Source organism: Natronomonas salina (assembly GCF_013391105.1).
Taxonomy (GTDB): domain Archaea; phylum Halobacteriota; class Halobacteria; order Halobacteriales; family Haloarculaceae; genus Natronomonas; species Natronomonas salina.
Genome location: NZ_CP058335.1, coordinates 1,973,411 through 1,998,820 on the forward strand (window position 1 = coordinate 1,973,411; position 25,410 = coordinate 1,998,820).

General features: G+C 69.5%; 20 protein-coding genes. 7 read left to right on the plus strand and 13 right to left on the minus strand.

Features of this window, described 5'->3' with window-relative positions:
- Nucleotides 1-4 precede the first annotated feature (4 nt).
- From glmS to HWV07_RS10445, 9 genes are all read right to left on the minus strand, one after another.
- Nucleotides 5-1,822 (minus strand): glutamine--fructose-6-phosphate transaminase (isomerizing), encoded by a 1,818-nt coding sequence (glmS, locus tag HWV07_RS10405; RefSeq protein ID WP_178334235.1) that lies wholly within the window; start codon nt 1,820-1,822, stop codon nt 5-7.
- 463 nt (nt 1,823-2,285) lie between these two features.
- Nucleotides 2,286-3,485: a DUF7343 domain-containing protein gene (locus tag HWV07_RS10410; RefSeq protein ID WP_178334236.1), complete on the minus strand. Its 1,200-nt coding sequence runs from the start codon at nt 3,483-3,485 to the stop codon at nt 2,286-2,288.
- Between the two features lie 95 nt (nt 3,486-3,580).
- Nucleotides 3,581-4,144, minus strand: a complete 564-nt coding sequence (locus tag HWV07_RS10415) for a DUF7344 domain-containing protein (RefSeq protein ID WP_178334237.1) — start codon at nt 4,142-4,144, stop codon at nt 3,581-3,583.
- 218 nt (nt 4,145-4,362) lie between these two features.
- The gene (locus tag HWV07_RS10420; RefSeq protein WP_178334238.1) at nt 4,363-6,300 is read right to left on the minus strand and encodes a hypothetical protein; all 1,938 of its coding nucleotides are present in this window, start codon (nt 6,298-6,300) and stop codon (nt 4,363-4,365) included.
- On the minus strand, nt 6,293-7,219 hold the full coding sequence (locus HWV07_RS10425; protein WP_178334239.1) for a glycosyltransferase family 4 protein: 927 nt from the start codon (nt 7,217-7,219) through the stop codon (nt 6,293-6,295). The genes HWV07_RS10420 and HWV07_RS10425 overlap by 8 nt, the downstream gene beginning before the upstream one ends.
- Entirely contained in the window at nt 7,216-8,274 is a 1,059-nt protein-coding gene (locus HWV07_RS10430) for a DUF354 domain-containing protein (RefSeq protein WP_178334240.1), read from the minus strand. The genes HWV07_RS10425 and HWV07_RS10430 overlap by 4 nt, the downstream gene beginning before the upstream one ends.
- A complete protein-coding gene (locus HWV07_RS10435; RefSeq protein WP_178334241.1) occupies nt 8,271-9,362 on the minus strand; it encodes a glycosyltransferase family 2 protein in 1,092 nt (363 codons plus the stop codon). The genes HWV07_RS10430 and HWV07_RS10435 overlap by 4 nt, the downstream gene beginning before the upstream one ends.
- 2 nt (nt 9,363-9,364) lie before the next feature.
- Nucleotides 9,365-10,645 carry a nucleotide sugar dehydrogenase gene (locus tag HWV07_RS10440; protein WP_178334242.1) on the minus strand — a complete coding sequence of 427 codons (1,281 nt, stop codon included), beginning with the start codon at nt 10,643-10,645 and terminating at the stop codon, nt 9,365-9,367.
- A complete protein-coding gene (locus tag HWV07_RS10445; protein WP_178334243.1) occupies nt 10,638-12,020 on the minus strand; it encodes a nucleotide sugar dehydrogenase in 1,383 nt (460 codons plus the stop codon). The genes HWV07_RS10440 and HWV07_RS10445 overlap by 8 nt, the downstream gene beginning before the upstream one ends.
- A gap of 1,071 nt (nt 12,021-13,091) precedes the next feature.
- On the opposite strand from HWV07_RS10445, the gene HWV07_RS10450 reads away from it, so the two are divergent.
- Both HWV07_RS10450 and HWV07_RS10455 read left to right on the plus strand, forming a co-directional pair.
- Nucleotides 13,092-14,711 (plus strand): alkaline phosphatase family protein, encoded by a 1,620-nt coding sequence (locus HWV07_RS10450; protein ID WP_178334244.1) that lies wholly within the window; start codon nt 13,092-13,094, stop codon nt 14,709-14,711.
- Nucleotides 14,712-14,852: 141 nt separating this feature from the next.
- Entirely contained in the window at nt 14,853-15,761 is a 909-nt protein-coding gene (locus HWV07_RS10455) for a glycosyltransferase family 2 protein (protein WP_178334245.1), read from the plus strand.
- A gap of 92 nt (nt 15,762-15,853) precedes the next feature.
- Here the strand turns inward: HWV07_RS10455 and HWV07_RS10460 are convergent, their stop codons facing one another.
- Both HWV07_RS10460 and HWV07_RS10465 read right to left on the minus strand, forming a co-directional pair.
- Nucleotides 15,854-17,500 carry a hypothetical protein gene (locus HWV07_RS10460; RefSeq protein ID WP_178334246.1) on the minus strand — a complete coding sequence of 549 codons (1,647 nt, stop codon included), beginning with the start codon at nt 17,498-17,500 and terminating at the stop codon, nt 15,854-15,856.
- 110 nt (nt 17,501-17,610) lie between these two features.
- Nucleotides 17,611-18,816, minus strand: a complete 1,206-nt coding sequence (locus HWV07_RS10465) for a DUF1616 domain-containing protein (protein WP_178334247.1) — start codon at nt 18,814-18,816, stop codon at nt 17,611-17,613.
- A gap of 170 nt (nt 18,817-18,986) precedes the next feature.
- On the opposite strand from HWV07_RS10465, the gene HWV07_RS19770 reads away from it, so the two are divergent.
- Nucleotides 18,987-19,223 (plus strand): hypothetical protein, encoded by a 237-nt coding sequence (locus HWV07_RS19770; protein ID WP_246279744.1) that lies wholly within the window; start codon nt 18,987-18,989, stop codon nt 19,221-19,223.
- The gene (locus HWV07_RS10470) at nt 19,220-20,197 is read left to right on the plus strand and encodes a Gfo/Idh/MocA family protein (RefSeq protein WP_246279745.1); all 978 of its coding nucleotides are present in this window, start codon (nt 19,220-19,222) and stop codon (nt 20,195-20,197) included. Before HWV07_RS19770 ends, HWV07_RS10470 begins: the two co-directional genes overlap by 4 nt.
- 122 nt (nt 20,198-20,319) lie before the next feature.
- On the opposite strand, the gene HWV07_RS19915 is transcribed toward HWV07_RS10470, so the two are convergent.
- Nucleotides 20,320-21,549, minus strand: a complete 1,230-nt coding sequence (locus tag HWV07_RS19915; RefSeq protein WP_178334249.1) for a PGF-CTERM sorting domain-containing protein — start codon at nt 21,547-21,549, stop codon at nt 20,320-20,322.
- Between the two features lie 495 nt (nt 21,550-22,044).
- Here HWV07_RS19915 and HWV07_RS10480 point away from each other — a divergent pair, with 495 nt between their 5' ends.
- The gene (locus HWV07_RS10480; protein WP_178334250.1) at nt 22,045-22,584 is read left to right on the plus strand and encodes a DUF7344 domain-containing protein; all 540 of its coding nucleotides are present in this window, start codon (nt 22,045-22,047) and stop codon (nt 22,582-22,584) included.
- Between the two features lie 110 nt (nt 22,585-22,694).
- Nucleotides 22,695-23,855, plus strand: a complete 1,161-nt coding sequence (locus HWV07_RS10485; protein WP_178334251.1) for a helix-turn-helix transcriptional regulator — start codon at nt 22,695-22,697, stop codon at nt 23,853-23,855.
- Nucleotides 23,856-23,901: 46 nt separating this feature from the next.
- Here the strand turns inward: HWV07_RS10485 and HWV07_RS10490 are convergent, their stop codons facing one another.
- Entirely contained in the window at nt 23,902-24,114 is a 213-nt protein-coding gene (locus tag HWV07_RS10490; protein ID WP_178334252.1) for a hypothetical protein, read from the minus strand.
- 297 nt (nt 24,115-24,411) lie between these two features.
- Here HWV07_RS10490 and HWV07_RS10495 point away from each other — a divergent pair, with 297 nt between their 5' ends.
- Nucleotides 24,412-25,395: a DUF7544 domain-containing protein gene (locus HWV07_RS10495; RefSeq protein ID WP_178334253.1), complete on the plus strand. Its 984-nt coding sequence runs from the start codon at nt 24,412-24,414 to the stop codon at nt 25,393-25,395.
- The last annotated feature ends 15 nt before the right edge of the window (nt 25,396-25,410 follow it).

The window sequence follows — 25,410 nt, forward strand, 5'->3', positions numbered from 1 at the left end:
CGTCCTACTCCACGGTGACGCTCTTGGCCAGGTTGCGTGGCTTGTCGATGGCTCGGCCGAGGCGGTCGGCCGTGTGATACGACAGCAGCTGGAGCTGGACGTTCGCCAGCAGGCCGGCGACGTCCGGGTGCGTCCCGGGGAACGTCAGCGTGACGTCGCCCCGGTCGGCGTAGGCGCTGTCCTCGCTGGCGACGACGATCACCGGCGCGCCGCGGGTCCGGGCCTCGCTGGCGTTCTTGATCGTCTTCTCGTCGTTCCGGCCGGTCAGCACGGTCACCACCGGCGTCTGCTCGGTGACCAGCGCCAGCGGGCCGTGCTTGAGCTCGCCGGCCGCGTACCCCTCGGCGTGCTCGTAGGTGATCTCCTTGAGCTTCAGCGCGCCCTCCAGCGATACCGGGTAGCCCAGCGAGCGGCCGATGAAGAAGACGCCCTCGCTGTCGAGACAGTAGTCGCACAGCGCGTGGGCGTCGCTGTCCTCGAGGGTCCGTTCGATGTCCTCGGGGAGGCGCCGGAGCGCCTCGAGGAACGCGGCGGGGTCCTCGCGGGCCTCGCCGTCCGGGTGGTCCTCGACGATGCGCTCGGCCAGCAGCGCCAGCGTGACGACCTGCGAGGAGAACGTCTTCGTCGCGGCGACGCCGATCTCGGGGCCGGCCCGGATGAACAGCGCGTCGTCGCACTCCCGGGCGGCCGTCGACCCGACGACGTTCGTCACAGCGAGGGTCCGCGCGCCGCAGTCGGCTGCGTGGCGGATCGACCGGAGCGTGTCGGCCGTCTCGCCGCTCTGGGTGACGGCGATCGTCAGCGTCGACTCGTCGATCGGTGGCGTCGCGGCGACGTACTCGCTGGCCAGGTGCGTGCTCGCGGGCACGCCGGCCTCCTTCAGGAGGAGCTCGAAGTACATCCCGGCGTGGTAGGAGGTCCCGCAGGCGACGATCTGGACCGAGTCGACGTCGTCGAAGGCCCCCGGCGGGAAGTCCTCGAGGTCGACGGTCCCGGCCTCGACGTCGATGCGGCCCTTGATCGTCTGCTCGAGGGCCGTCGGCTGCTCGTTGATCTCCTTCTGCATGTAGTGGTCGTACTCGCCCTTCCGGGCGTCCTCGGGGTTCCAGTCGACGCGTTCGCGCTCGCGGTGGACCTCGGCGCCCTCGGGGTCGGTGACGGTGACGCCGCCGTGGCGGAGTTCGGCGACGTCGCCGTCCTCGAGGTACGACACCCGGTCGGTGAAGTCGAGGAACGCGGGGACGTCGCTGGCGACGTAGTAGCCGTCGGTGCCGTAGCCGACGACCAGCGGCGAGCCGCGGCGGGTCGCGAAGATGGCCTCGTCGTCGTCGACGACGGCCGCGATGGCGTAGCTGCCCTCGAGCTGCGCGACGGCCCGGCGGAACGCCGACTCGGGGTCGTGGCCCTCCCGGAGGGCCTCGCCGATGAGGTGCGGGACGACCTCGGAGTCGGTCTCGCTCGTGAACTCGTGACCGCGGGCCTGCAGCTCGCTGCGGAGTTCGTCGTAGTTCTCGATGATGCCGTTGTGGACGACCGCGACGTCGCCGTCGCAGTCGGTGTGCGGGTGGGCGTTGGCGTCGGTCGGCGGCCCGTGGGTGCTCCAGCGGGTGTGACCGATGCCGGCGTTGCCCTCCGGCGACCGCTCGGCGAGGCGCTCCTGGAGGGCCGTGATCTTGCCCTCCTGCTTGACGACGACCGGCGCCGAGCCGTTCCGGACGGCGATCCCGGAGGAGTCGTACCCCCGGTAATCGAGGTTCTCGAGGCCGGTGACGAGTTCGTCGACGGCCCGACCCTCGCCGATGCGGCCGATGATTCCGCACATCAGTGGCCACCTCCCGCGTTCGGCGCGCCGTGGTGGCGTGCGGCGATCGCTCCGCGGACGTCGGCGGGGTGGCCGTTCCGGCTCGGACGGTACTGTGTTCGCTCGACCATATCCCATCGGAGACCGTCTACGGGTTTTATTATGAGTCGACTTAGCGACAGGAGGCCCGGTGGGCTGCCCCTGGCCCCGGCACAGGCGGACCTTTACGGGTCGGCTTCCGGTGGGGAAACGTCCGGTCGGCGGCTCAGCGACCGGTCTCCAGCGAACGCGTCGCCACGGGTGGCAGTCCATAGCAGCCTGTTAATCGGGTAATTGGTCGAAGTAATGCGGGCATAGAACCGGCTCGCTGCCGGGAGAAACGTGGCAGACGGAAGCAGAAATCGACGGCGGAGTAGGAGCGTCACTCGAGACGACGACGCCCTGGGGGCGCGGTATGGGCTACCGGCCGTCGATGCGAGGCCGGTCACCCGCTCTCTTGGGCCGTTCCCGCCAGGTTGGAGTCCTCGGTGGCCGCGTCGGTGAGCCGCACGACGTTGCCACGGCCGACGCGGATCTTCTCGACGCGGCCCTCGTCTTCGAGCGTCGACAGCAGGCGGCTGACCGTGGCCTTCGACCACTCGGTCTCGTCGACGAGGTCCGCCTGCCGCATCTGGCCGCCGTGCTCGTGGATGACGTTGAACACCTCGTCCTCCTTCGATCTGGGCGCGCCGTCCATGGCGGGCGGACCGGGCGGCCCGGACGGCCCGGGGGCGCTGGCGGTCTGCGGCGGCGCGGCGGCCGGCGGCTGCCGGTCGGACTCCTGGAGCAGCCGCCAGAGCTTCAGGCTGCCGACCGCCACCGCGACCACCGCGACGAGCCCCCCGAAGACGACGACGTGGACGATGTAGGGGACGGTCGGCGGCAGGCCGAAACCGGCGATGGTCCCGTCGTCGATGCCGTCGCCCGTCGTGTCGGACTTCAGCGGGTCGCTGCCGTACTGGTAGACCTCGGCGCGGTCGGAGACGCCGTCGCCATCGGTGTCCTGCTGGGTGAAGTCGGTGCCGGCCTCGACCTCGCGGGCGTTCGAGAGCCCGTCGCCGTCGAGGTCGCCCTGCTTGTTGACGACGTAGACCTCCGTCTGGAAGCGGTCGTGCTCGACCTGTTCGTACTGCTGTCCGTTCCCCCCCTGCGAGTCGTCCGTCCCGTTCGGGACCTCCTCGAGGTAGGCGTACTGGAGGTAGTGGGTGCCGCTGGAGCCGGCGGGCCACGCGGAGAGTTCGAGCGTCGCCCGCCGCTTCCTGGAGGAGGAGTTCCAGCTCGTGCAGCCGATGCTCTCGACCTCCTCGTGCTGCTCGTCGAGGATGCGACCGCAGACCTTCTTGGTGTTCGTCGACGGTCGCGGTTCGAGCGTCACCTTCGTCTCGAGGGACTCGCTCTCCCAGACGAAGGGGACGCCCGGGTGGTCCTCGACGAGTTCCTCCTGCCCGTAGATGTACCCCCGCCCGTCCATCGAGAAGTACGTGATCTCCCCGGTGGAGTCCGACTGGGTCATCGCTTCGGTCTGGAGCGAAGCTGGCTGCTGGCCCGCCTGGGACGCGTCGGCGTGGAGTGCAGTGGCCACTGGCGCGACGGTCAGGCCCGCGAGGAAAGCGAGGACCAGCAGCGTTCCCAGTATTCGTTTCATCGTTCGCTACTCCGGTGTATACGGGTAGTACTGGTGTCAGACCTTAAACTAATCGGAACGGGGCTAGTCGAAGCGGGTCGGCTCGGCGGCCGCGTTCATCGAGTGCTGATCGCGAGCGCGGAGAGCATGGCGACGGCGAGGACGCCGACGACGAAGGTCGAGGCGACGCCGGCCGCCTGCAGGAGGATCGCGACCATGCCGCCCCCACCGAAGCCCGAGAGCGCCGGAACGAGCGAGTCGTTCGTCGAACTCGAGGACTCCGTGCGCGTGGTCGTCTCGAGGTAGTCCTCGAACTCGTCGATGAGCGGTGTCGTGGTGATCTGTCCGCGGCTCTGGTTGTAGTCGATTACGCCCGCGCGGTCGAGTTGCGGAAGGTGCGACTGGTACAGCGTGATGTAGACGCGCTGGCGCTCGTCCGTGTGGAGCTGGTCGACGCTCTTGTCGTACTCCTCGGCCGCGACCGCTTCCGCCAGCGTTCGCATCCGCACGGGTTCCGATTCGGCATCCAGAAGGTACCGCAGTGCGCGACGGCGACGCTCGCTCTTGAGCAGGTGGAAGAGCTCGTCCTTCTCAAGGGTCGACTGCTCGTCCACGTCGTTCTCGGCGTCCGCCTGAGCAGAGACGTCCTCGTCGTCGATTGTTGTCGTCGTTGCACTCATTGCGACCGTCCCTCGGCTGGGACTGATAATAAATGGTAGAACTAGTTACCAATACTTTCGTGGCGTTCCAGTATAATCGAGCGTTTCTCATCGTTCCAGAGCATCTATAGACGCCTCGTGAACAGTCTCGTCGGTCCCTCCTACGCGCGATCCGCCGATTTCTGAAACGGTCGTGAACTGAATCGCGCTTCAAGTCGCTTCTGGAAGGTGTCCCTAAATCACCGAGTACAGAGCCTGGTCTGTCCGTTATCGTACGTGCGATGCATTGACGGACCGCACAGACCGTTCTCGGAGAGTGAACGACGGTAGCCGTTCCCTGACTCGTCCTGGAAGTATACGGCCCCCTCCGACTGCTGGGCGCGGTACATCACTAGGTCGTGGCTAGCGGTGCCGTTGGCGGGGACTGTCGCCGGGTCAGCCGACTGGGCGCCGCTCCGCTCGAGCACCGTCTGGTAGGGGTGGTCGGTGAATATCGTCCGGTCGCCGTGGACGTACCTGTCCGCCGCGTCGACGCCGGCCAGCTCCGACTCGGTGTACCCGTAGCGTGTCTGTACCTCCTCGATCGCGGGACTGTCGGCGACCGCCGGCGTGGCTACCAGCATCATCCCGGGGAGGACCAGCAGCAGGATCGCCAGCCCAGGCGCGGTCACCGCCCCCGGCAACCGCAGCGACAGGTAGCGGATCCCGACGAGGCCGAGCAGCACCAGCGGCACGTAGAGGAACGCGAACCAGCGGCCCGGGACGAAGTTCCGGATGCCGAACAGCGGGAGCCCCAGGACGAACACGAGCATCACCACGACGCTGCCGAACAGCGTCACCGTGAGGTGCGTCGCCCGGGAGGCGTGGATTACGTAGAGGCAGCCGACGACCCCGAGCAACAGCAACAGCAGGAACCCGGCCTCGTCGACGTAGGTCACAAGCTGGACGAGGTGCTGGGGGGCCTGGTCGGCGAGGCCGCCGCCGCCGCTGGGCTCGTTGCCGCCGGCGAGCTCCAGGAACCCCGCCGAACTCGTGACGGTGTCGACGAGGAAGCTCGTCATCGTCGACAGGAACGTGTCCCCGCGGTACGGCGTCAGCGACCACGTGAACGTCGCGAACCCGAGGTTGAAGAGGAACAGCCCCGCCTGCTTCGGCGGGTCCGGGACCGAGAGCACCCGGTCGAGGGAGTTCTGGCGCTCGAAGACCGGTACGAGCGTGATCGCCGTCCGCCCCACCATCCCGACGAACAGCACCAGCAACGTGATGAAGGTGGATATCTGGTGGGTGAGGACGATGGCGATGCTGAACCCGACCAGCAGCACGTAGTCGCGCGGTCGGAACTGCGTGTGGACGACCCGGCCGAAGAACACCAGGAACGCACAGAAGAACACGAGCCCGAGGTTCGTCGGGATGATGTGGAGACCCCAGCGGAGGAAGTGGTCGCCCATCGAGTAGATGATGGCCGCCGCCAGCGCCCACCGTCGGACGAGCATGAGCCGACCCAGCGAGTACACCAGCACGGTCGGCAGGAGCGTCACGAGCCCCACGGTCGCGTACATCGCCGTCCGCGAGGTGCTCTCGAACAGCATCGTCCCGCTGGCGGCCATCAGGTGGTACAGCGGCGCGGCGTAGTACTTCCGGTGGGAGATGGGGTCCAGGGAGCCGGCCGCCAAGACCTGGTCGACGAACCGCATGTGGGTCCAGACGTCGATCCCGATGTAGCCGGGGGTAGTCGTGAGGCCGGCGAACCGAACGACGAGGCCGAACAGCAGCGCCTCCGTGAGCACGAGCGACGGCGACAGCTCGCCGTCCGGCGTGAAGAACACCTGGAACAGCAGCACGGTCGCCGTCCCCGCCGCGATCACGTAGAACACGTCCGTCCTGTGGCCCGCCTGCAGGGCGAGCATCGGCAGCAGCGCCGTCGCCGCCAGGACGACCACCGGGAGCAGCCGGCTGAGCCCCCGGGAGAAGGTCGGGAGGCCCGGGGTGGACTCCCGGCGGTCCGCCAGGAGGTACAGGATGCAGGCGATCCCCAGGACGATCGGCAGCGTCACGATGTAGATTTGGCTGGCGAAGAACCGCAGCGGGAACAGCAGCACCGCCAGCACCAGTCCCACGACAGCCGCGAGTCGGTCGAGACGGTCGAGGCTCAGAAGCCCCGGTTCGGTTTCAGACATGGATCTTCTGGGTCAGTACGTCGTCGTACACTCGTTCGATCGCCTCGCCCATCAGGTCGAGGGAGAGTTCGTCGCGGACGGCCTCCCTGGCGTCTGACCGGCCGTCGGAGGCCAGGACGGCCTCGAGCCCGGCGACGAGTTCGTCGGCGTCCGCACAGACCGCCGAGTTCTCGACGTCCGAGAGGACCTCCGGGACGAACCCGACGTCGGTGGCGACGACCGGGACGTTGCAGGCCGCGGCCTCCTTGACGACCATCGGGCCGCTCTCGTAGCGGGAGGTGAGCAGGACCGCGTCGCTCGCGTTGTAGTAGTACGGCATCTCCTCGTGGGGGGCCCCGGTCAGGGTCCGGAGGTCGACGTCGGCGTCGACGCGGTCGACGACCGTCTCCGCGAGTTCGTAGTTCTTCTCGGGACGGTCGGTCCGGTAGGGGAACAGGACGACCGCCTCGTCGTCGTCCCAGCCGACGCGCTCCCGGGCGGTGGCCCGGTCGATGGGCCGGAACCGCTCGGTGTCGACGCCGAAGGGGACGACGACGTCCTCGCCGGGGTAGGCCCGCGAGAGCCGTTCGGAGGGGGCGATGACCGCGTCGCACCGCGGGGCGGTCCGCTCGGTGAGGCCGACGAGCCAGTCGATGTCGCTCATCACGTCGGAGCCCCACAGCGTCGCGACGACCGGCCGGGTCGGCTGGGCGAGCGCGAACGGCACGGTCAGCCCGTAGTTCGCGTGGACGAGGTCGAACTCGTCGTTCCGGACCGCTCGCAGGACGCGGGCGTAGAACCGCGCGAAGTCGGCCGGGTTGCGCTCGTTCCCGCGGCCGGGGACCGACACCGTCGTGCAGTCGATCCCCCTGGCCTCCAGGGCGGAGACCTGCTCGCGGAAGAACGACCGCTCCGTCGTCACGAGCTGCAGGACCCTCATACGGTCGCCTCCGCGGCGACGCGCCTGGGGAGGTAGCGGTTCGCCGCGCGCATGATGACCTCGGTCGTGTCGGTCTTGTCGGCCAGCATCGCCTGCCGGCGGCGCCGCCACCGGTCGTCGAGGTCGGCGAGCAGCGCCGTCGCCGTCTCGATGCCGCGGTCGTGCCGGCGGGAGCCGTGGAACGTGTACGCCAGGCCGTAGCGGTCGGCGAGCTCGGTCATGTAGCCGAGCTCGAGGCTGTTGATGTACACCGAGGGCGTCCCGAGGACAGCGCTCTCAGCGGCCATCGTCGCGCCCTCGCCGACGAACAGTTCGGCCTCGGCGAGCACGTCGTGGATCAGGTGCGGCGGGACCGACACCCGGTACGGTTCCAGCTCCTCGCCGAGGGTTCGCTCGGCGGTGATCCGGACGGTGCCGCCGGCGGCCTCGAGGGACTCGACGGCCTCGGAGACGTCGGAGAGGCCCTCGGCGCCGACGTCGTGGGAGGCGTCCCAGTTGCTCAGCCGGAGGATGACCAGGTCGTCGTCCGCCTCGACGTCGAGGGCCGAGCGGATGCTCGACGACGACGCCGGCTCGAAGCGGTTCGGGTGGAGGTACGCAAGCTCGTGGTAGCCGGGGTAGTAGACGTGGTCGTCGCCCTCGCGACCGTCGTAGCACGACGGCGTGTACACCGACGAGGCGAGCGGGATCGCGAGGGCGTTCGTGAGGCTCGCGTGCTCGGTGTCGGTGAAGACGACGCTGTCGGCCCCGCAGAGCCGCGCGACGTGGGCGGCCGCGACGCCGCCGACCCCGAGGAACAGGTCGGGGTCGAGGCTCCGGACCGCGCGGTAGAGCCGGTACTCGTAACCGAACTGCGTCAGCGGCAGCGTGAGCACCGAGTCGCTCTCCTCGGCGATCACGGTGTGCTCGATGTCGTAGTACCGCAGCAGCTCGACGGCGGGGGCCTTCCGGCGGACGAACACGTGGACGTCCTCGCCGGCGGCGGCGAGCTCCCCGATGGCGTGCCGGAAGAAGTGCACGTGCGCCGGGTGCTGGATGGTGACGACGGTAGTCACGTGATCTGCACCTCCAGGCCGTCGTTCTCGTCGGCGTCGGCGTGCATCGCTGACAGCAGCGTCTGGACGCCGACGGCGCCGAGCAGCGCCGCGACGAGCACCGCGGCCGGACCGACCGCGCCGAGGCCGACCCCGACGAGCGTCCCGACGGTCGCGACCGCGCCGAGCAGCGCCAGACCGGTCCCGAAGAGGTACGAGAGGACCAGCGGGTGGAACGACCCGACCGCGTAGGAGTGCTTCATCCGCCACAGGAAGTTCCCCAGCAGGAGCCCGGAGACGTTCTTGATGTAGGAGGGGTAACTGATGGAGCTCTCCTCGTCGCCGTACTCCGCGGGGATGTCGACGTGGGCGACGCGGCAGTCGTGGCGGTTCAGCCGCGCGAGCAGGTCGTTGCAGTAGCCGTAGTCCTCGTACATCTCCGCGACGTCGACCGTCTCGAGGGCCTCGCGGGTGATCGCCGCGTACCCGTTCTGGGGGTCGAGCAGCTCCCAGTAGCCGCTGGATACCTTCGTCAGCAGCGTGAGCACGGCGTTGCCGAACAGCCGGAACCGGGACATGCCCTGCCAGTGGCCGGGCGACCGGAGCCGGTTGCCCTTCGCGTAGTCGGCCCGCCCGTCGACGAGGGGGTCCAGCAGCGCGTCCAGCTGGTCGGGGTCCATCTGGCCGTCGCCGCCCATCACCGTGACGAGGTCGACGCCGTCCTCGACGGCCCGCAGGTAGCCGGTCTTGATGGCGCCGCCGACGCCGCGGTTCTCCTCGTGGCGGATCGCGACGACCTCGGTGGCCGCGTCGCCGGCGAGGGTCGGCGCCGACGCGCCCGTGCCGGCACTGCCGGTCGACGCGCCGGCGGCGACCGCCTCACCGCCGTCCGCCCGCGTTCCGTCTGTGGATGCCGGACCCGCATCGCCGGTCTCGTCGGGGGAGTCCTCGACCCGCTCGAGGATCTCCGCCCAGGTGCCGTCGGTCGAGCGGTCGTCGACGACGTAGGCGCGGTCGACGAACGACGGCAGCGTGTCGACGACCTCGCCGACGAAGCCCTCCTCGTTGTACGCGGGGACGACGACGCCGACGCTGTGGTTCCGGTACATGCTCACAGCCTCCGGTAGTTGAAGCCGCGGTCGGTCGCCGCCTCCTCGTCGAAGACGCCGTCGATGTCCATCAGCAGCGGATCGACCCCGAGCTGGTCGTGGAGGTCGTCGAGGTCGAGGTCCGAGTACTCGTCGTGGCCCGTCGCGACGACGATACCGTCGAAGCCCTCGCAGTCGACCTCCGAGGTGATGTCGATGCCGAACTCGTCGCGCATCGCGTCGTCGGCGGCGTGGGGGTCGTGGCCCGTCACGGAGATGCCGAACTCCTCGAGTTCGGCGATCATGCCGCCGACGGCGGAGGTCCGGATGTCGCCGACGTTGGGCTTGTAGGCCAGCCCCAGCACGAGGAGACGGCAGTCCTGGAGGACCTTCCCGCACTCGTTGAGTCCCTTGACCGCCCGCTCGGCGGCGTACTTCGGGACCTGCTTGTTGATCTCGCGGCCAGTCAACAGCAGCTTCGGCGAGAACCCCTCGGCCTCCGAGCGGTACGCGAGGTAGTGGGGGTCCACCGGGATGCAGTGGCCGCCGACGAGGCCGGGTTCGTAGTCGTGGAAGTTCCACTTCGTCCCGGCGGCCTCCAGGACCGCGTCGGTGTCGACGCCCAGCCGCGAGCAGATGATCGCGAGCTCGTTGATGAGCGCGATGTTGATGTCGCGCTGGACGTTCTCGATGACCTTCGCGGTCTCGGCGACCTCGATGCTGTCGGCGCGGTGGACGCCGGCGTCGACGACGGACTCGTACAGTTCGGCGAGGTCGTCGCGGACCTCGGTATCGTCGGCGCCGACGATCTTCACGACGTCGCGGAGCCCGCGGTCCGTCCCGGGGGCGAGCCGCTCGGGGGAGTAGCCGACGTGGAACTCCTCGCCGCGTGTGAACCCGGAGCCCTCCTCGAGGGCCGGGATGAGGATCTCCCGTGTCGCGCCGGGATAGACCGTCGACTCGAGGACGACGGTCGTCCCGGTCGAGAGGTGCTCCCCGATGGTCTTGGCGGCCGCCTCGACGGCCCCGAGGTTCGGGTTGCCGCGGTCGTCGACCGGCGTCGGGACGGTGACGATGACGTAGTCGGCGTCCGAGAGCTGGACGGGGTCCGTCGTGAACAGGACGTCGCCCCCTGCGACCGCCTCGTCGCCGACCTCGTCGGTCGGGTCCATGCCGGAGTCGAGGCTCCCGACGCGGTCCTCGTCGACGTCGAAGCCGACGACGTGGTAGCCGGCCTCGTCGAAGGCGACGGCCAGCGGCAGGCCGACGTAGCCGAGCCCGACGATGGCGACCGTCTCAGGCATCGATACCGACCCCCGTGTACCGCACCCGGTCGTCGCCGCGCAGTTCGGTCAGCGCCTGCCGGCCGTCGACGACCACGAGGCGCCCCTCGCCGCCGAGGGTCGCGACCTCGAGATCGTCGAACGCGGGCTGGGGCGTCACCATGACCGCGGCGTCGTAACCGGCGTCGGCCTCGACGTCCTCGAGGGTCCGGACGGTGGCGCCGCGGTCCTCGAAGGGACCCGGCGAGGTGCAGACCGGGTCGACGACGTCGACGTCCGCGCCGGCGTCGGCCAGTTCCTCGACGAGCGGCAGCGCCGGCGTCTTGCGGATCTCGTCGACGCCGGGCCGGTAGGTCGCGCCGAGGACGAGCACCCGCGCGTCGGCGGGGTCGACGCCCTCGTCGCGGAGGTTCCGCTCGACGGCGTCGGCCGTGTACGACGGCATCGAGTCGTTGACCGCCCGCGCCGTCTCCATGAGCGGCGAGGGGGCGTCGAACGGTTCCGTGAGGAAGTAGGGGTAGAGGGGGATGCAGTGGCCGCCGACGCCCGCGCCGGGGTCGTGGATCTCGCAGAACGGCTGGGAGTTGGCGATGTCGATGGCTTCCGTGACGTCGACGCCGAGTTCGGGGGCGTGCTTCGCGAGCTCGTTGGCGAGGGCGATGTTCGTGTCGCGGTAGACGCCCTCGAAGACCTTCACCGCCTCCGCTGTCGTTGCGTCCGAGGCGGTGAGGATCTCGCCGCCGTGGACGGCGTCGTAGACGACCTCGGCGGCCGCCGCGCTCGCCTCGTCCACGCCGCCGATCACCTTGGGGTGGCCGCCGCGGATGTCTTCGAGCGCGCGCCCGGAGAGGGTCCGCTCCGGACAGAAGGCGAGCCCGAACTCGCCGCGGTCCAGGTCGCTGCCCTCGAGGAGCCGCGGCAGGACGACGTCCTCGCAGGTGCGCGGCGGGACCGTCGACTCGACGATCACCAGGTCGCCGGCCGACAGCGTCGCGGCGACGTCGTCGACGGCCGCCAGCAGCGCCGAGAGGTCAGGCTCGCCGTCGTCGACGAGCGTCGGGACGATCAGCACGTGGACCGTCGAGGGGGCCGCCTCGCGGCCCGACTCGACCGCGCGGAGCGCGCCGTCGTCGACGAGGTCGGCGACGAGGTCCGGGAGGCCCGGTTCGCCCTCGACGGGGCAGTCGCCGGCCTGGATCGCCGAGACGACCTCTGGGTCGATATCGACGCCCGCGACGTTGCCGGTCACGTCGGCGTAGACGGCGGCTAGCGGGAGCCCCATCTTGCCGAGCCCGTAGACGGCGACCGGAACCTCCCCAGAGCGGAAGGCCGCGTCCAGCGCCGTCGCGTCCGCGTCGGCGTCGTAGAGAGACCTGACCGTCCGGCTCTCAGACACAGACGGTCACCTCCTCGCGTGCGGCCGGACGGGGGAGACGCCCCACCCTGTCCAGGTGGAACGGCTCCGCGATCGGCTCACCCCCACCTGTTCCCTTCCCGAAGACTACACTCGTCGACCGATGTCCGATTTCGTTTGCGTACATGGTGCCAGTTCGGCCGCGTGGCCGTTACATTCCACTCGGAGCCAGTACCCGGTTACTATGAGCCCACTAATGGCCGCCTTGCGCGCCGGTGGCGGGAGCGTCCGGGCATCTCCACCCGCCGATATCGCCCGCCTCAGGCGTTTCGTTCCGTTTACGATCGTTTATGCACCGCTAAAATCCGCATACGGCGGTGGTGTGGCGTGCTCTTCGGGGGTGTCCTCGGTTGCGGGACCCCTCAAGCGTGGAGCGACGAACGAGAGCCAGCCCCGGAGGAGCCGGAGTGGCGAAGTCGAAGAATCGATGTTGGAGCTACAGTCGTACCGTCCGTAATACGTACCCACGCGTGCGTAAGGGCAGCGTCGGTGCCGCACCGGTCGTTCCGGTGTCGCTTCGAGGGGGACGTTGGAGGACTACACTCGGGGTCGATGACGCGAGGAGCGGAAATCGGCCTCCGTGATCCGTTCGCTCGGTTCGCGAAGTTGGGGGTCGCTACGTGATCTCCAGTCGGGAACACCGCAGCTCTCGGTTATCGTGGTCGAGGGGAAGAGGGGGGAAAGCGGGTGACGAGCTGGTACAGACACCGCGCAGGGAACGGGTTGCGGATGGGGGGGTGAACCAGCAGTGCGGTGATGTCTGCGTCGGGCCAGCGCGTCGGTGGATGCCTAGCCTCCGTGCGGAGGCGTCCGTCCCTACCGGCGAGGGGATGATTATTATGGGGCCGATAAACGCGTTCCGCCGCAGAAGGGTCACCGGAACCGGACTGGAACCCCGGTCGGCGCGGGTCGAAAGGACCGCCCACGACTGGATAGTAGCTGGATAATAACGTGGGTGGAGGTCGTAGCCCCTCGTGAAATGTACACGGGTGATATCGATCGCAGCGCCGAAACAAGGCGAGCAGCCCATCACCGCGCCGGGGGGTCGCGGCGATGAAGGCGCTCGTCGTCGGTCTGGATGCCGCGTGCATGCCGGTCCTGGAACCACTCTTCGAGCGGGACGTCGTCCCGACCCTGGAGGGGCTCTTCGAGTCCGGCACGTCCGCGCCGATGGAGTCGCACGTCCCGCCGTGGACGCCCGCGGCGTGGCCGTCCATCTACACGGGGACGAACCCCGGGAAGCACGGGTCCTTCGGCTTCGTCTCCTACGAGGGCTACGACTGGGACGTCGTCTCCGCCGACCAGATCCGCGAGCCGGCCATCTGGGAGCTACTGGACCAGCACGGCTACAGCAGCGTCGTCGTGAACGTGCCGGTGACCCACCCGCCGACGCCGATCGACGGCGCCGTCCTGCCGGGCTTCCTCGGCCCCGAGGAGCCGACCTGTCACCCGGAGGGGCTCCTCGAGGACGTCCGCGAGGCCTGTAGCGGCTACCGGGTCTACCCGGAGGAGGACCGGACGACCGACGCGCCCGACGACGAGGTCTTCGCGAACTGGCTGGACGTCACCCGGATGCGCGGCGAGGCGACGCGGTACCTCGCCGACCGGTTCGACCCCGACTTCGGGTTCGTCCAGTTCCAGCGCACCGACACCATCTTCCACAAGTTCCCGACCGAGACCGACCGCATCGAGGAGCTGTTCCGAACGGTCGACGAGGAGATCGAGGCGACCCTCGAGGCGACCGACCCCGACGCGGTGTTCGTCGTCAGCGACCACGGCATCGGCCCCTACGAGGGCTACGAATTCCGGGTCAACGAGTACCTCCGTGAGGGCGGCTACATCGAGCCCACACAGGACCCTCGCGGGATGCCGTCGTGGAACCCGATGCGAAGCCAGCTCCGGGAGGGGACCGACGAGACCGGCGACGACGGCGGCCCCGGCGTCCTGCCGCGCGTCGCCGCCGCGGCCGCGGCCGCCGGCCTCACCACCCGCCGGGTCAACGACGTGCTCGACACCCTCGGGGTCGCCGACGTCGTCGCGCCGTACGTCCCGGACAGCGTCAAGCGGGCAGGGCAGACGCACGTCGACTTCGCCAACTCCACCGCGTACATGCGGACGCGCGTGGAACTGGGCGTGCGGGTCAACCTCGAGGGCCGCGAACCCGAGGGCGTCGTCCCGCAGGCGGAGTACGACGCCGTCCGGGAGGAGCTCATCGAGTACCTCTCGGCGGCGGAGACGCCGGACGGCGAGCCCGTCTTCGAGGAGGTCGGTCCCCGCGAGGAGTACTTCGAGGGCCCGATGACCACGGAAGCCGTCGACGTCGTGACGGTGCCGGCCGACTACGACCACCTGCTGTCGGCGACGCTCCCCGGCGAGCAGTTCGCCGACCGGACCGGGACCTGGGACCACAAGTTCGACGGCGTCGTCGCGGCCTCCGGGCGGGCCCTCGACGACGACGTCGACCTGGGCGCCCCGCGGCTGTACGACCTCGCCCCCACGGTGCTGGCGACCTTCGGCGTCCCCGTCAGCGACCGGATGGACGGGTCGATCCTCCCGGTCGTCGACGAGGTCGAAGCCCGCGAGTACGACCGCCGCAGCGTGTCGGCGAAGTCCGAGGAGGGCCCGGACGACGGCGTCCAGGACCGCCTCGCCGACCTCGGCTACCTCGAGTAGCGTTCGAGCGACGAACGGGCCGTTCACCGCCCGACGCGGTCGCTTAGGTGTCGGATAATTATCCTCCTGGACCGATACCCACCTAGCAATGAACGACCCAACCGTCGAACGCACGTGGACCGCGAGCGGAGGTGACCGGCGGTGACCCTCGTCAGCGTGATCGTCCCGACGTACAACCGCGCCGAGGCATTGCCGGACACCATCGAGAGCGTCCTCGCACAGACCCACGAGGAACTGGAGCTGCTGGTCGTCGACGACGCCTCGACGGACGACAGCCGGTCGGTCGTCGAATCCTACGACGATCCGCGGGTCGAGTACATCCGCCACGAGGAGAACCGGGGCGGTAGCGCCGCGCGGAACACCGGCATCGAGGCGTCGGAAGGGGAGTACGTCGCGTTCCTGGACTCCGACGACGAGTGGCTCCCCCAGAAGCTCGACCGGCAGCTCTCCTTGCTCCAGTCACGGGGCAACGATTGGATCGCCGCCTACTGCGACGTCAAGCCGCCGAGCGACGGCGACACCAGCCACATCGAGTGGGCGCTCGGCTCCGTCCTCGGCAGCGAGCCGCCGCGGCGGCGCGAGGGCGGCGACGTGCTGATCGCGGAGGTCCTCACCGACAGACTCCACACCAGCGCCGGGTCGACGCTGCTCGTCGAGCGCGACGTCACCGTCGAGATCGGCGGCTTCGACGAGTCCTTCGAGCGGTTCCAGGACACCGAGTTCCTCGTCCGCGTCCTCGAGCAGGGGAAGCTCGCCTACCTCCCCGAGGAGCTCGTCCTCCGGGACCCCTCGGGGCACCCGTCGCCGGAGGTGACCGAGCGGGCCCTCGAGCGCGTCCGGGAGTCGTTCGGCGACCACATCGAACTGCTCGAGGAGCAGGGCGAGGACGTCGTCGCCGGCCACAACCTCATCCTGGCGAAGGAGTACCTCGCCGAGGGCGACCTCGCGACGGGGCTGAAGTACGCCCGCTCGGCGGCGCCAGCGACGACGCAGTATCCGGGGCTGCTGGCCGCCACGACGGTCGGCGTCGGTCGGCGACTCCGGCAGTAGACGGGTACCGTCGGAAGCTCCACTAGTAGACGGGTATCGTCGAAAGAATGTCCGCGCGTGTGACAGACGTTCGGCGACGTGCCTGTGCGACGTTACGGGAACTCGTTGCCGCTGGTCGTGAGGTTGCTGGTCCCCTTGTCGCGGAGGCCGTTGTGGATGACGTTGTCGATGACGTCGATGTTGCTGTGGCCACCCCTGAGCATGAGCCCCTCCGAGCCGTTGGCGGCCTGGGCGTCGTCGATCTCGACGTAGCGGTTCCCGGAGCCGTCGTTGACGACCGGGTGGTGTTCCGAGTAGTAGTCGCCGCCGTAGACGAGGCAGTCGTCGGCGTCGACGAGCAGGCAGCGCCGCCAGTCGCCGCCCTGCTGCTCGACGGACACCGAGCGGAACTCGGTGCCGTCGCGGCCGCAGTAGATTGTGTACCGGTAGTTGCTCCCGTCGCCGTCGCCGGTGACGTCGACGTCCTCGACGAGGGCCTCGCCGCCGCCGCTGCTCTGCTCCGTGAGGACGATGGCGTAGGCGCTGGTGTCCTGGCGGATGTCGGTCCCGTGGATGTGGGTCGACCCCGCGCTCGGACTCACGTGGACGGCGTTCTCCGGCCGGTTCTCGACGCTGATGGTGGTGTCGGAGATGGCCGCGGAGCCGACGCCGTTGAGCACGCGGATCGCGTTACCGTTGGGCTGCTGGAGCTCTATGGTCGTGTTCTCCACGTGGAGGTCCTCGCCGTTGTCCAGTCGGATCCCCATCTGGGTCTCGTCGTCGTCGCGGTTCTGGTCGACCACGACGGTGGCGTCCTGGACGTTGCTGCCGTCGCCGCCGAGGCGGATGCTCGCGACGTTGCTGTTGCGGTACTCCCCGCCGATGACGGACACCTTGTCGCCGTTGGCCGCGTACAGGCCGTTGTCGGGGAAGGGGCCGACGACGCAGTCCTGGAAGCGGAGGTGGCCCTGGTGGCTCTCGCTGACGAGGATGCCCGTCGGACCGGTCTGGATGCTCCCGGGCGTGTACCGGGAGTACTCCCCGCCGTCGGGGATCTGGACGTTCTCGATCGTCCCCTCGCCGCTCGAGGAGGTGACGTCGAAGAGGAACGGCCCGAAGGTGCCGCTGTCGTGTTCGCCCTCGACCGTGACGTTGCGGACGACGAGGTCGTCGGCGACCTGTGCCTGGATCGCGCGGGCGCCCGTGTCCGAGGCGGTCAGGTCGAAGTCGATCCCCGAGAAGTGCAGCGAGTCGCCCGGGCTGCTGGCGGTGCCGAGCTTGAAGCAGATGTTGCTCCCCTGGAAGTCGTGGTACGACGCGGGCACGATGGTCGCGTCGTCGCCCTCGAAGCCGACGTTATCGAAGCCGGTCCAGCGGACCATGTCGTCCATGTAGTAGCGGCCCTCCGGGAACCGGAACAGGGTGTCGTCGGCGAGGTTCTCCTCGAGGACCGGCGTGATCGACGCCCCGCCGTTCGGGTCGGCGCCGGCCTCGACGACGTCGACGACCCGCGCGTAGTCCTCGTCGTCGGCGTCGTCGGTCTCTTCGGCCTCCGTCTCCTCCTCGTCGTCGGTGGTGCTTTCGTCCTCCTCGACCGAGCCGGTGTAGCTTCCCGATTCCTCGGTACTCGAGTCGGCGGTACAGGAGCTCGCTGCTCCGGCCGTCCCCGAGGCGCCCGCCCCGACGGCGGCCGCGGACACCGCTGCAGAGGTGAACTTCAGATACGATCGTCGCGTTGGTATGAGGTCTCCGTCAGACATTCGTCACCCGCTACTGGAGAGGGGAGTATAGCTATATAATCTATAAGCGGGTTTCGTAACGTTTGGAACGCGGAACTACTAACGAAATCGAAATCTAACCGCTAACCATCTCAGATGTCGATGCTGATGCCGTCGTCCGTCTCGGTCGGCGTCGACGTGGGCGTCGGCGACTGTGCGCCGGAATCAGTCTGAGTAGGCACTCCCGAACCGTCGGGTGTCGGCGTGTCGCCGCCCTGCGGGGTAGGTGTTCCCGTGTCACCCTGTGTCGCGGTGGGGGTCGCGCCCTCGCCACCGTCGGTCGAACCCTCGGGCGCGCCGGAGATCCAGACGTGGACGCGCCGGTCGGGACCGTCGTCGCCGCCGGTCCGATCGAGCGTGTAGCTGAGCCGCAGCCGCTCGCCATCGAGGGTCGGTTCGGGGTCGTGCTCGACGTACGTTCGCTCGCCCGGCGCCAGTTGGACCTCGCGGCTGAGCTGCTCGTCGCTCTCGATGACGTTCCCCTCCGCGTCGACCACCTCGAGGGTCCCGCGGAGGGCGTACGTCTGCTGGCCGTCCCGCTGGTTGGTGACGCCGACGTAGAGGGGGTCGCTCCCCGAGAGGTCGTCCGGGTAGTTCCCCGCGACGTACTCGCCGGAGTCGTTCTGCGTCACGACCGCCAGCTCGTCGAAGTCCTGGCCCGGCGGCGGCTGCGTGAACGCGTAGGTGGCGCTCGTCAGCGCGACGAGGAGGACGCAGGCGAGGAGGACGTTGAGCGCGACGTCCGAGACGCTCCTCGCCTCGAGCGGGTGCGAACTGCCCATGCGCGATCCGTCCGCGACGAAGTATCGCTCGTAGACGGTCGAGGGCCACCCGAGGTCGACGCCGAACCGCTGGGGCGCCGACAGCCGGAGCCGCCGGGCGAGCCCGATGAAGACGAAACCCCAGGTGAGCACCCCGAGGCCGGCGGCGAGCTCCGGGGCCGCGAACGAGCCGCTCGCGACGTAGTGGAGCAGGGCGACGGCGGGCGTCAGCGCGGCGCTCAGCGCGACGGCGAGGCCGAGGCGGTCGATGCCGGTCAGCCCGCGGAGCCGCGTCCGCATCGCCCTGTCGATGCCCTCGCCGGTCTCCCGCGTCATCGGCGGGTCGAGGTCCTCCCGCGCCTCGGGGTACATCGCGGACACGAGCGCGTACCCGGGCAGGAAGATCGCCAGCGGGAGGCCCGCGGCCACCCGCAGACTCGTCTGCTCGACGCCGCCGTAGACCAGCGCGGCCGGCACGGTCGCCGCCACCCCGACGAGCAGCAGGTCCACCCACCAGGAGTCACGAGTCGCTGCCATGAGTCGTCGGTTCTGGCCTGCACCTCAAAACCTATCCGTCCGTTCAGCGTGATTCACCGTCTTATCTGGGTTCTAAACGGCGGCTCGGAGCGGTTTAGGTGACCGTTCCGAGACGCCCGACCCGCTTATCCGGCAGATAATAATGCCGCTAGGTGGCCTCCGTCGGGGCAATGACACGGCCCGAACAGTCACCCTGGACCGTCGGCGACGGCGAGCCGACAGACGATATCGCCATCGCGTCCCCGACAGTCGGCGACGCGGAACGCGCCCGGGTCGACGACGTCCTGGCGTCCGACGACCCGACCGCGGGCGACCAGGTCGGCGTCTCCGAGACTGCCTTCGCGGCGTACTGCGACGCCGGCCGGATCACTCCCACCGTCGCCGAGACCCTGGAGGTGACCGCATGAGCGACGTCCGCGCGGGCGTCATCGGCGTCGGGAGCATGGGCCGGCACCACGCCAGGGTGTACAGCGAACTGCTCGGCGTCGACCTCGTCGGCGTCAGCGACGCGAACCCCGAGAACGCCGTCAGCGTCGCCGAAGCGTACGACGCCGAGCCTCTCGGCGTCGACGAGCTGCTGTCGAAGGTCGACGTGGTCTCCATCGCCGTCCCGACGGAGTACCACTACGAGATGGCCGAGAAGGCCATCGACGCCGGCGTCGACCTGCTGGTGGAGAAGCCGTTCGTCGCCGACTTCGAGAAGGGCCGCGAGCTGGTCCGGCGCGCCGAGGCGGCGGACGTCCGCCTCCAGGTCGGCCACATCGAGCGGTTCAACCCGGCGATCCGCGCCCTCGGGGACGTCCTGGACGACGACGAGGCGGTGCTGACGATCTCGGCCGAGCGGCTCGGGCCGCCGCTGGACCGGGACGTCTCCGACCCGGTGACGAAGGACCTGATGATCCACGACGTCGACGTCGTGCTGTCGTTGCTCGACCAGGACGTCCTGGACGCCAGCGCGGTCACCAACCACGACGGCCAGTACACGACCGCCACCCTCGAGTTCGACGGCGGCTGCGTCGGTCGGCTGACCGCCAGCCGCATCACCCAGGAGAAGGTCCGGCAGCTGACCGTCGGGACCGAGTCCCGGCGCATCAAGGTCGACTACATCGACCAGTCGGTCCGCATCCGGCGCCGCTCCCGGCCGGAGTTCGTCGAGGAGGACGGCGACGTCCGCTACCACCACGAGGGCGTCGTCGAGGAGGTCGCCGTCGACAGCACCGAGCCCCTGAAGGCCCAGCTCCGGTCGTTCGTCGACGCAGCGACGGACGGCACCGAGCCCGAGGTCACCGGCGAGGCCGCCCTCCGGGTCCTGGAGGTCGTCGACCAGATCGAGACGGCCGCGGGGTCGAAGGGGACGGCCCCCGACAGTCTCGTCCAGTAGGCGGCCCGTCGAGTTCTTCTGACGGTTCAGGCCGATTTTCCCATCATTCGCCGTAGCTCGCGGACCCGAGCGCCGCGGCTGTCCGTGCGGCGTCGAAAGAAATCGGCGGTCGGTGGACGGTGCTATCGGCGACGGGTCAACAGTAGCGCGCTCCCGAAGACCGCGAGGATGGCGACCAGCGCGCCGAACCCGGGGCCGTCGTTGGCTGACGGGGTCTGTTCGCCGTCGCCCTCGCCGGCCTGGGCGCCGCCGACGTCGGAGCCGTTGCCCGCGCCGGCGTTCGAACCGTTGCTCGCGCTGGCACCGGACCCGTTGCCCGCACCGGACTCGTTGGCGCCGCCGGCGCTGGACCCGCTGCCGGAGGTGCCTCCTTCGGTCGACTCGCCGCCTTCGCTACCGCCCGACTCGGTACCGGGCGATCCCTCCTCGGCGGTCGATTCGCCGCCTTCGCTACCGCCCGACTCGGTGCCGGAGGATCCCTCCTCGGCGGTCGACTCACCGCCTTCGGACGCGGTCGACTCGCCGCTCGTCCCCTCGCCCGACGGCGTCGGTGTCGGCGTGCTCTCGCCGCCGGAGCTGCTCGTCTCGCCGCTGCCCTCCTCGTTCGGCGGCGGGCCGAGCTGCTCGCGAGCTTCCTCCTCGCTGTCGCACTCACAGATGTAGAAGTAGTTCGACTTGGTGTTGACGCCGACCTGCTCGGCGTTCTCCGAGGGCTGCTCGCCCTGGCCGTTGTCGGCGACGGTGCCGTTCAGGAAGCCGTCGATCCGGTACCAGCCGGGCTCGCTGGTCATCGTCATGCACTCGCCGCCGGCCGAGCCCTCGCCCTGCTGGGCGACGATGGCGTCCTCGGGGGCCATGTACGGCGGGTCGCCGCCGAGGTCGTCCCAGTTGTAGAACTCCACGGTGATACCGTCGTCGCGGAAGGTGGCCTGCTTCTGCTTCTGGACGAGGTCCTCGTCGTAGTTGGTGCCCTCGTCGTCGTCGCCGCGGTCGATACCGAACGCCGCCGTGTTCTCGGTGGTACACTCCGAGTAGTCGATCCAGTCGGCGTCGATGATGATGTAGTCGATGTAGAGGCCATCCTCGGCGCCCTGGGCGGAGAAGGCCTCCGCTCCGGAGGCGGAGTACCGCATGCTACCGCCGCCCTGGTTCTGGTCGCCCGGGTAGTGGTCGTCCTGCGAGACGGCGGAGATGCGGAAGTTCGCCTCCTCCGTCATGTCGGGGGCCTCCGATTTCGTGTGCGAGTCGGCCGCGACTGGCGCGAGCGCGACCACGCCCACGATCGATACCGTCAGTGCGATGCTCAGCAGGACCGCGCTGAGCTGGGTTCTGTCGATCTGTCTCCGACGCATCGTGTGCCCCTCGTTACTCCAGCACATTCGTTATGAACGTCCAACTCGTTTACAGATTCGGAAAGGCGCTTCTAGTCAACTGTGCAACCAACTCGGAGGCAACCGCCGTCGGATCGGCACGGAGACGGTATCGACGCGCCCGCCGGCGGTAACACCGTGGTACACCCCGCCACAGTGGCGCGAAACCCGCGGGTCGACCCCCGCCGGTCGGAGCCCCCGGACGGTGGTTCGGCAGGCGCCGGGGAGACGCGCCGGGGCCAACGAGCGGCGGTTGCAGCTACGTTACCACGAGACACCGCGGATCCGGGTGCGGGATCACCCCGTCTGACGCCGTTCAGGACCATTTCAGCGCCGGCGTAACCCGCACTGTGAGACCAGTTTAGCTCTCCGTATATGTCGTACGCGGTGACGAGAAACGTTCGTAACGGTCGAATGACCTGAAAGAGTTTACAACTAGCTTCTCGGTTTATTAGATACGCTGGCCTTCGCCGACCCATGCAGGCACCGACAGACCCGACCGACTCCGACCGCGAACGCACCGCCGTCGACGCCCCCCTCGACCGGGACGAGCTGTTCGCCCTGCTGCAGTCCGGGCGGCGGCGGCGCGTGGTCCGGCACCTCCTCGAGTTCGTCGGCGAGCCGATGCCGGTGGACGCGCTCGCGACCGCCATCGCACGCCGGGAGCACGAGACCCCCTCGGAGGGGCTCGACGCGTCGGTCCGCGAGCGCGTCGAGATCGCGCTCGACCACGCCCACCTCCCGCAGCTCGCCGCGGCGGACGTCGTCGAGTACGACCGGGACCGGGGTCGCGTGACGGCGACGCCGGAGATCGAGGCCCTCGAGCCGTACCTCGACGACGGCCCGGACGCGGCGCCGGCCGCCGGACGAGCCGTGCGACTCGCGCTGGCGGGACTGGCGGGCGGCGCCGTCGCGGCGGCGTTCGCCTGGCGGAACAGAATCGCCGAGGGCGTGGGCGCCGGGACGCTCGCGGCGCTGCTCGTGTGGCTGCTCGGGCGGGACGACGAATCCTCGTAGATATAAACGACCGGATAGGACCGACAGCAGATTGATAGTCGGTCTCACGTGAGTCCCGGGTAGTTCCCCATGGCCCCAGCCTCGCGACCGTCGGGCATACCCGGAGACCGATGAGACGGACCGTCCTGACGTTCCTGCTCGTGAGCGCCGTGGCCGTCTCGGCAGCGCTGGCTCTGGTCGGCGCGGTCGGGTTGGCGACGACCGGCGCCGCCCAGTCGATGCCGGAGTCCGGCCCCGACGAGGCGAACCGGTCGGCGGACGACGCCCGGATCGCCTACTTCAGCGTGGCCGGGCGCGGGTACGTCTCCGACCAGAAGGCCCTCGACGAGGACCACCCCGGGCCGACGTACGTCTGGGCGAGCGAGTCGCTCGTCCTGCGGCCGACCGTCCACACGCAGCCGAACGGCCGCACCAAACGGGCCTGCGGGTACCTCCTCGACGAGGACGGAGGGCCCATCGAGTCCGTCGGCTGTCACGCCTGGAACTCGACGACCCGCCAGCGGTGGGCCAGAATCGAGTTCGCCGGGTGGCCCGCCGAGGCCAGGGGCACCCAGTACGTCCGCATCGAACTGCAGGAAGAGGTCCACCGGACGGCGGGCGAGGACGGCAGCGGGACCGAGACGGTGCTCCGGGACACCCACGAGGCCCAGGTGACGGTCATCACCAAGCAGGGCGACCTCGACGGCGACGGCCTCGCGAACGCCCGGGAGGTCGCGGTCGGCACCGACTTCACCCGGCAGGACACCGACGGCGACGGCGTCTCCGACCGCGCCGAGGTCTACCGGTACGACAGCGACCCGACGGCGGCGGACTCGACCGGCGACGGCGTCGACGACGGGACCGTGGCCAGCCTCCGCCTGCCGCCGACCGTCCCCTACGTCGTCCACGCGGCCGTCGCCGCCGGCCTCCTCGGAGCCGTCGGACTGGCGGCGGCGGGCGTCGCGCTCCGTCGACGACTCCGGACCGAGCCCGATGGCCCGCCACCCGCCGGGTCGCGGACGGTCGCCACCGACGGGTCCGCCGATCCCGACAGGTTCGTAGACACCAAGGAAGGGGAGATCCTCCAGATCCTCCGCGAGCACGACGGCCAGATGCGACAGACCGACCTCGTCGACGAGACCGAGTGGTCGAAGGCCACGGTCAGCCGCCTGCTGTCGACCCTCGAAGACGAGGGCCGCGTCGAGAAGATCCGCGTCGGCCGCGGCAACGTCGTGCGACTCGTCGGCCCCGACGCCCCGCCCACCGGCGAGCGGTCGCAGGCCTCCGGCTGACGGTGGCGTCGCGGACCTGGTCGCGTCCCGTGTGCGGGGGCCGCCGTCAGCGTCCGCCGGCGGTGGCGGGCGGTTCGGACCCGTCGAACAGCCGCTGCAGCGTCCCCTCCGGGTAGTACCTGGCGCCGCAGTCGGCACACTCCGCGACGACGACCGTCGTCGCCGCCTCGACGCCGATCGGGAGGTCGCGCGGCGACACGTCTCGTTCGAGGAGCGATCCACCGCAGTCCGAACAGGGGAGGTCGGTCTCCGTGGGCATGGTTGTCACCGGCCGGGCACGCGCGGTCTCTCGCCGGTGCCGTCCGCCGAATCGCGCAGACGAGGAGACGGCTCCGGCGGCCAGCGGGCGAACGGGGCGGCGAGAACGAACGGGCGACGCCCAGATACACGGATAGTCGACGGCGTCTGACAAAAATCTTGGGACGAGTTGGCAAACACCGCGGACCGGTCGCGGTCCTGGCGAATCCGCTTCGTGAGCGCCGGGAGCGCCACTCTTCGAGAAAATTCCAGCCCTCGTCACCCAAAGTTCTAAGCGAGTCGTGTCGGTATCGCCGCCATGGCCCTCCACGCACTGCAAGAGATCGGCGACGCCGTCGACCTCGCCCGCGAGTTCCTGTTCCCCTTCGACCTCCGGCGGTGGCTGAAACTCGCCGTCGTCGCGTTCTTCCTCGGCGGCAGCAGCGCCGGGTTCCCCACCGGACAGTTCGACACCGGCGGGGCACCCCCCGACGAGACGCCCGGGCAGGTACCGGACCTCCCCTCGACCCTGCCGGACGACCTGCTCCTGATCGTCGCCGCCATCGTCGCGGGGCTCCTGTTGCTGGGGCTCGTCTTCGCCGTCGTCGGCGCCGTCATGGAGTTCGTCTTCGTCGAGTCGCTCCTGTCCGGGACGGTCTCGGTCCGGCGCTACTGGAGCCGGCGGTGGGGCCAGGGCCTCCGGCTCTTCGGCTTCCGGTTCGTCCTCGGCCTCCCGTTCCTCCTGCTCGTCCTCGGCTGGATGGCGATCCTGCTGGTCCCGCTCCTCCTCGGCGACGACCCGATCCTCCCGGTCGGCTTCTTCCTGCTGGGCATCCCGGTCGTGTTCCTCGCCGGACTCGTCTACGGCGCGGTGAACACCTTCACCACCGTCTTCGTCGTCCCCCTGATGATCCGCGACGACTCGGGCGTTCTCGCGGGCTGGCGACGGCTCTGGCCGTCGGTGAAGGCCGAGTGGAAGCAGTACCTCGGCTTCGCCGTCGCCTGGCTCGGCCTGACCATCGGGACGGGGCTGGTCGCGTCGATCGCCGTCGGCATCGCCGCCGTCGCGTTGCTGATTCCGCTCGGAATCCTCGCCGCGGTCGCGTACTTCGCGGTCGGGTTCTCGACGACCGCTGGCCTCCTCGTCGTGGGAGTCCTCGCGGTCGTCTTCGTGGTCGCCATGCTCGTCGTCACGGCGCTGGTCCAGGTGCCCATCCTGACGTACCTCCGGTACTACGCCCTGCTGGTCCTGGGCGACATCGAACCCGAGTTCGACCTCGTCCGGAGCGACGAGGTGGTGTGAACGAACGGTTCGAGA

What these genes read in the sequence shown, in the direction of transcription:
- glmS (WP_178334235.1), bottom strand. Translation starts at nt 1,822, where the DNA reads ATGTGCGGAATCATCGGCCGCATCGGCGAGGGTCGGGCCGTCGACGAA.
- HWV07_RS10410 (WP_178334236.1), bottom strand. Translation starts at nt 3,485, where the DNA reads ATGAAACGAATACTGGGAACGCTGCTGGTCCTCGCTTTCCTCGCGGGC.
- HWV07_RS10415 (WP_178334237.1), bottom strand. Translation starts at nt 4,144, where the DNA reads ATGAGTGCAACGACGACAACAATCGACGACGAGGACGTCTCTGCTCAG.
- HWV07_RS10420 (WP_178334238.1), bottom strand. Translation starts at nt 6,300, where the DNA reads ATGTCTGAAACCGAACCGGGGCTTCTGAGCCTCGACCGTCTCGACCGA.
- HWV07_RS10425 (WP_178334239.1), bottom strand. Translation starts at nt 7,219, where the DNA reads ATGAGGGTCCTGCAGCTCGTGACGACGGAGCGGTCGTTCTTCCGCGAG.
- HWV07_RS10435 (WP_178334241.1), bottom strand. Translation starts at nt 9,362, where the DNA reads ATGTACCGGAACCACAGCGTCGGCGTCGTCGTCCCCGCGTACAACGAG.
- HWV07_RS10440 (WP_178334242.1), bottom strand. Translation starts at nt 10,645, where the DNA reads ATGCCTGAGACGGTCGCCATCGTCGGGCTCGGCTACGTCGGCCTGCCG.
- HWV07_RS10450 (WP_178334244.1), top strand. Translation starts at nt 13,092, where the DNA reads ATGAAGGCGCTCGTCGTCGGTCTGGATGCCGCGTGCATGCCGGTCCTG.
- HWV07_RS10460 (WP_178334246.1), bottom strand. Translation starts at nt 17,500, where the DNA reads ATGTCTGACGGAGACCTCATACCAACGCGACGATCGTATCTGAAGTTC.
- HWV07_RS10465 (WP_178334247.1), bottom strand. Translation starts at nt 18,816, where the DNA reads ATGGCAGCGACTCGTGACTCCTGGTGGGTGGACCTGCTGCTCGTCGGG.
- HWV07_RS19770 (WP_246279744.1), top strand. Translation starts at nt 18,987, where the DNA reads ATGACACGGCCCGAACAGTCACCCTGGACCGTCGGCGACGGCGAGCCG.
- HWV07_RS10470 (WP_246279745.1), top strand. Translation starts at nt 19,220, where the DNA reads ATGAGCGACGTCCGCGCGGGCGTCATCGGCGTCGGGAGCATGGGCCGG.
- HWV07_RS19915 (WP_178334249.1), bottom strand. Translation starts at nt 21,549, where the DNA reads ATGCGTCGGAGACAGATCGACAGAACCCAGCTCAGCGCGGTCCTGCTG.
- HWV07_RS10480 (WP_178334250.1), top strand. Translation starts at nt 22,045, where the DNA reads ATGCAGGCACCGACAGACCCGACCGACTCCGACCGCGAACGCACCGCC.
- HWV07_RS10485 (WP_178334251.1), top strand. Translation starts at nt 22,695, where the DNA reads ATGAGACGGACCGTCCTGACGTTCCTGCTCGTGAGCGCCGTGGCCGTC.
- HWV07_RS10490 (WP_178334252.1), bottom strand. Translation starts at nt 24,114, where the DNA reads ATGCCCACGGAGACCGACCTCCCCTGTTCGGACTGCGGTGGATCGCTC.
- HWV07_RS10495 (WP_178334253.1), top strand. Translation starts at nt 24,412, where the DNA reads ATGGCCCTCCACGCACTGCAAGAGATCGGCGACGCCGTCGACCTCGCC.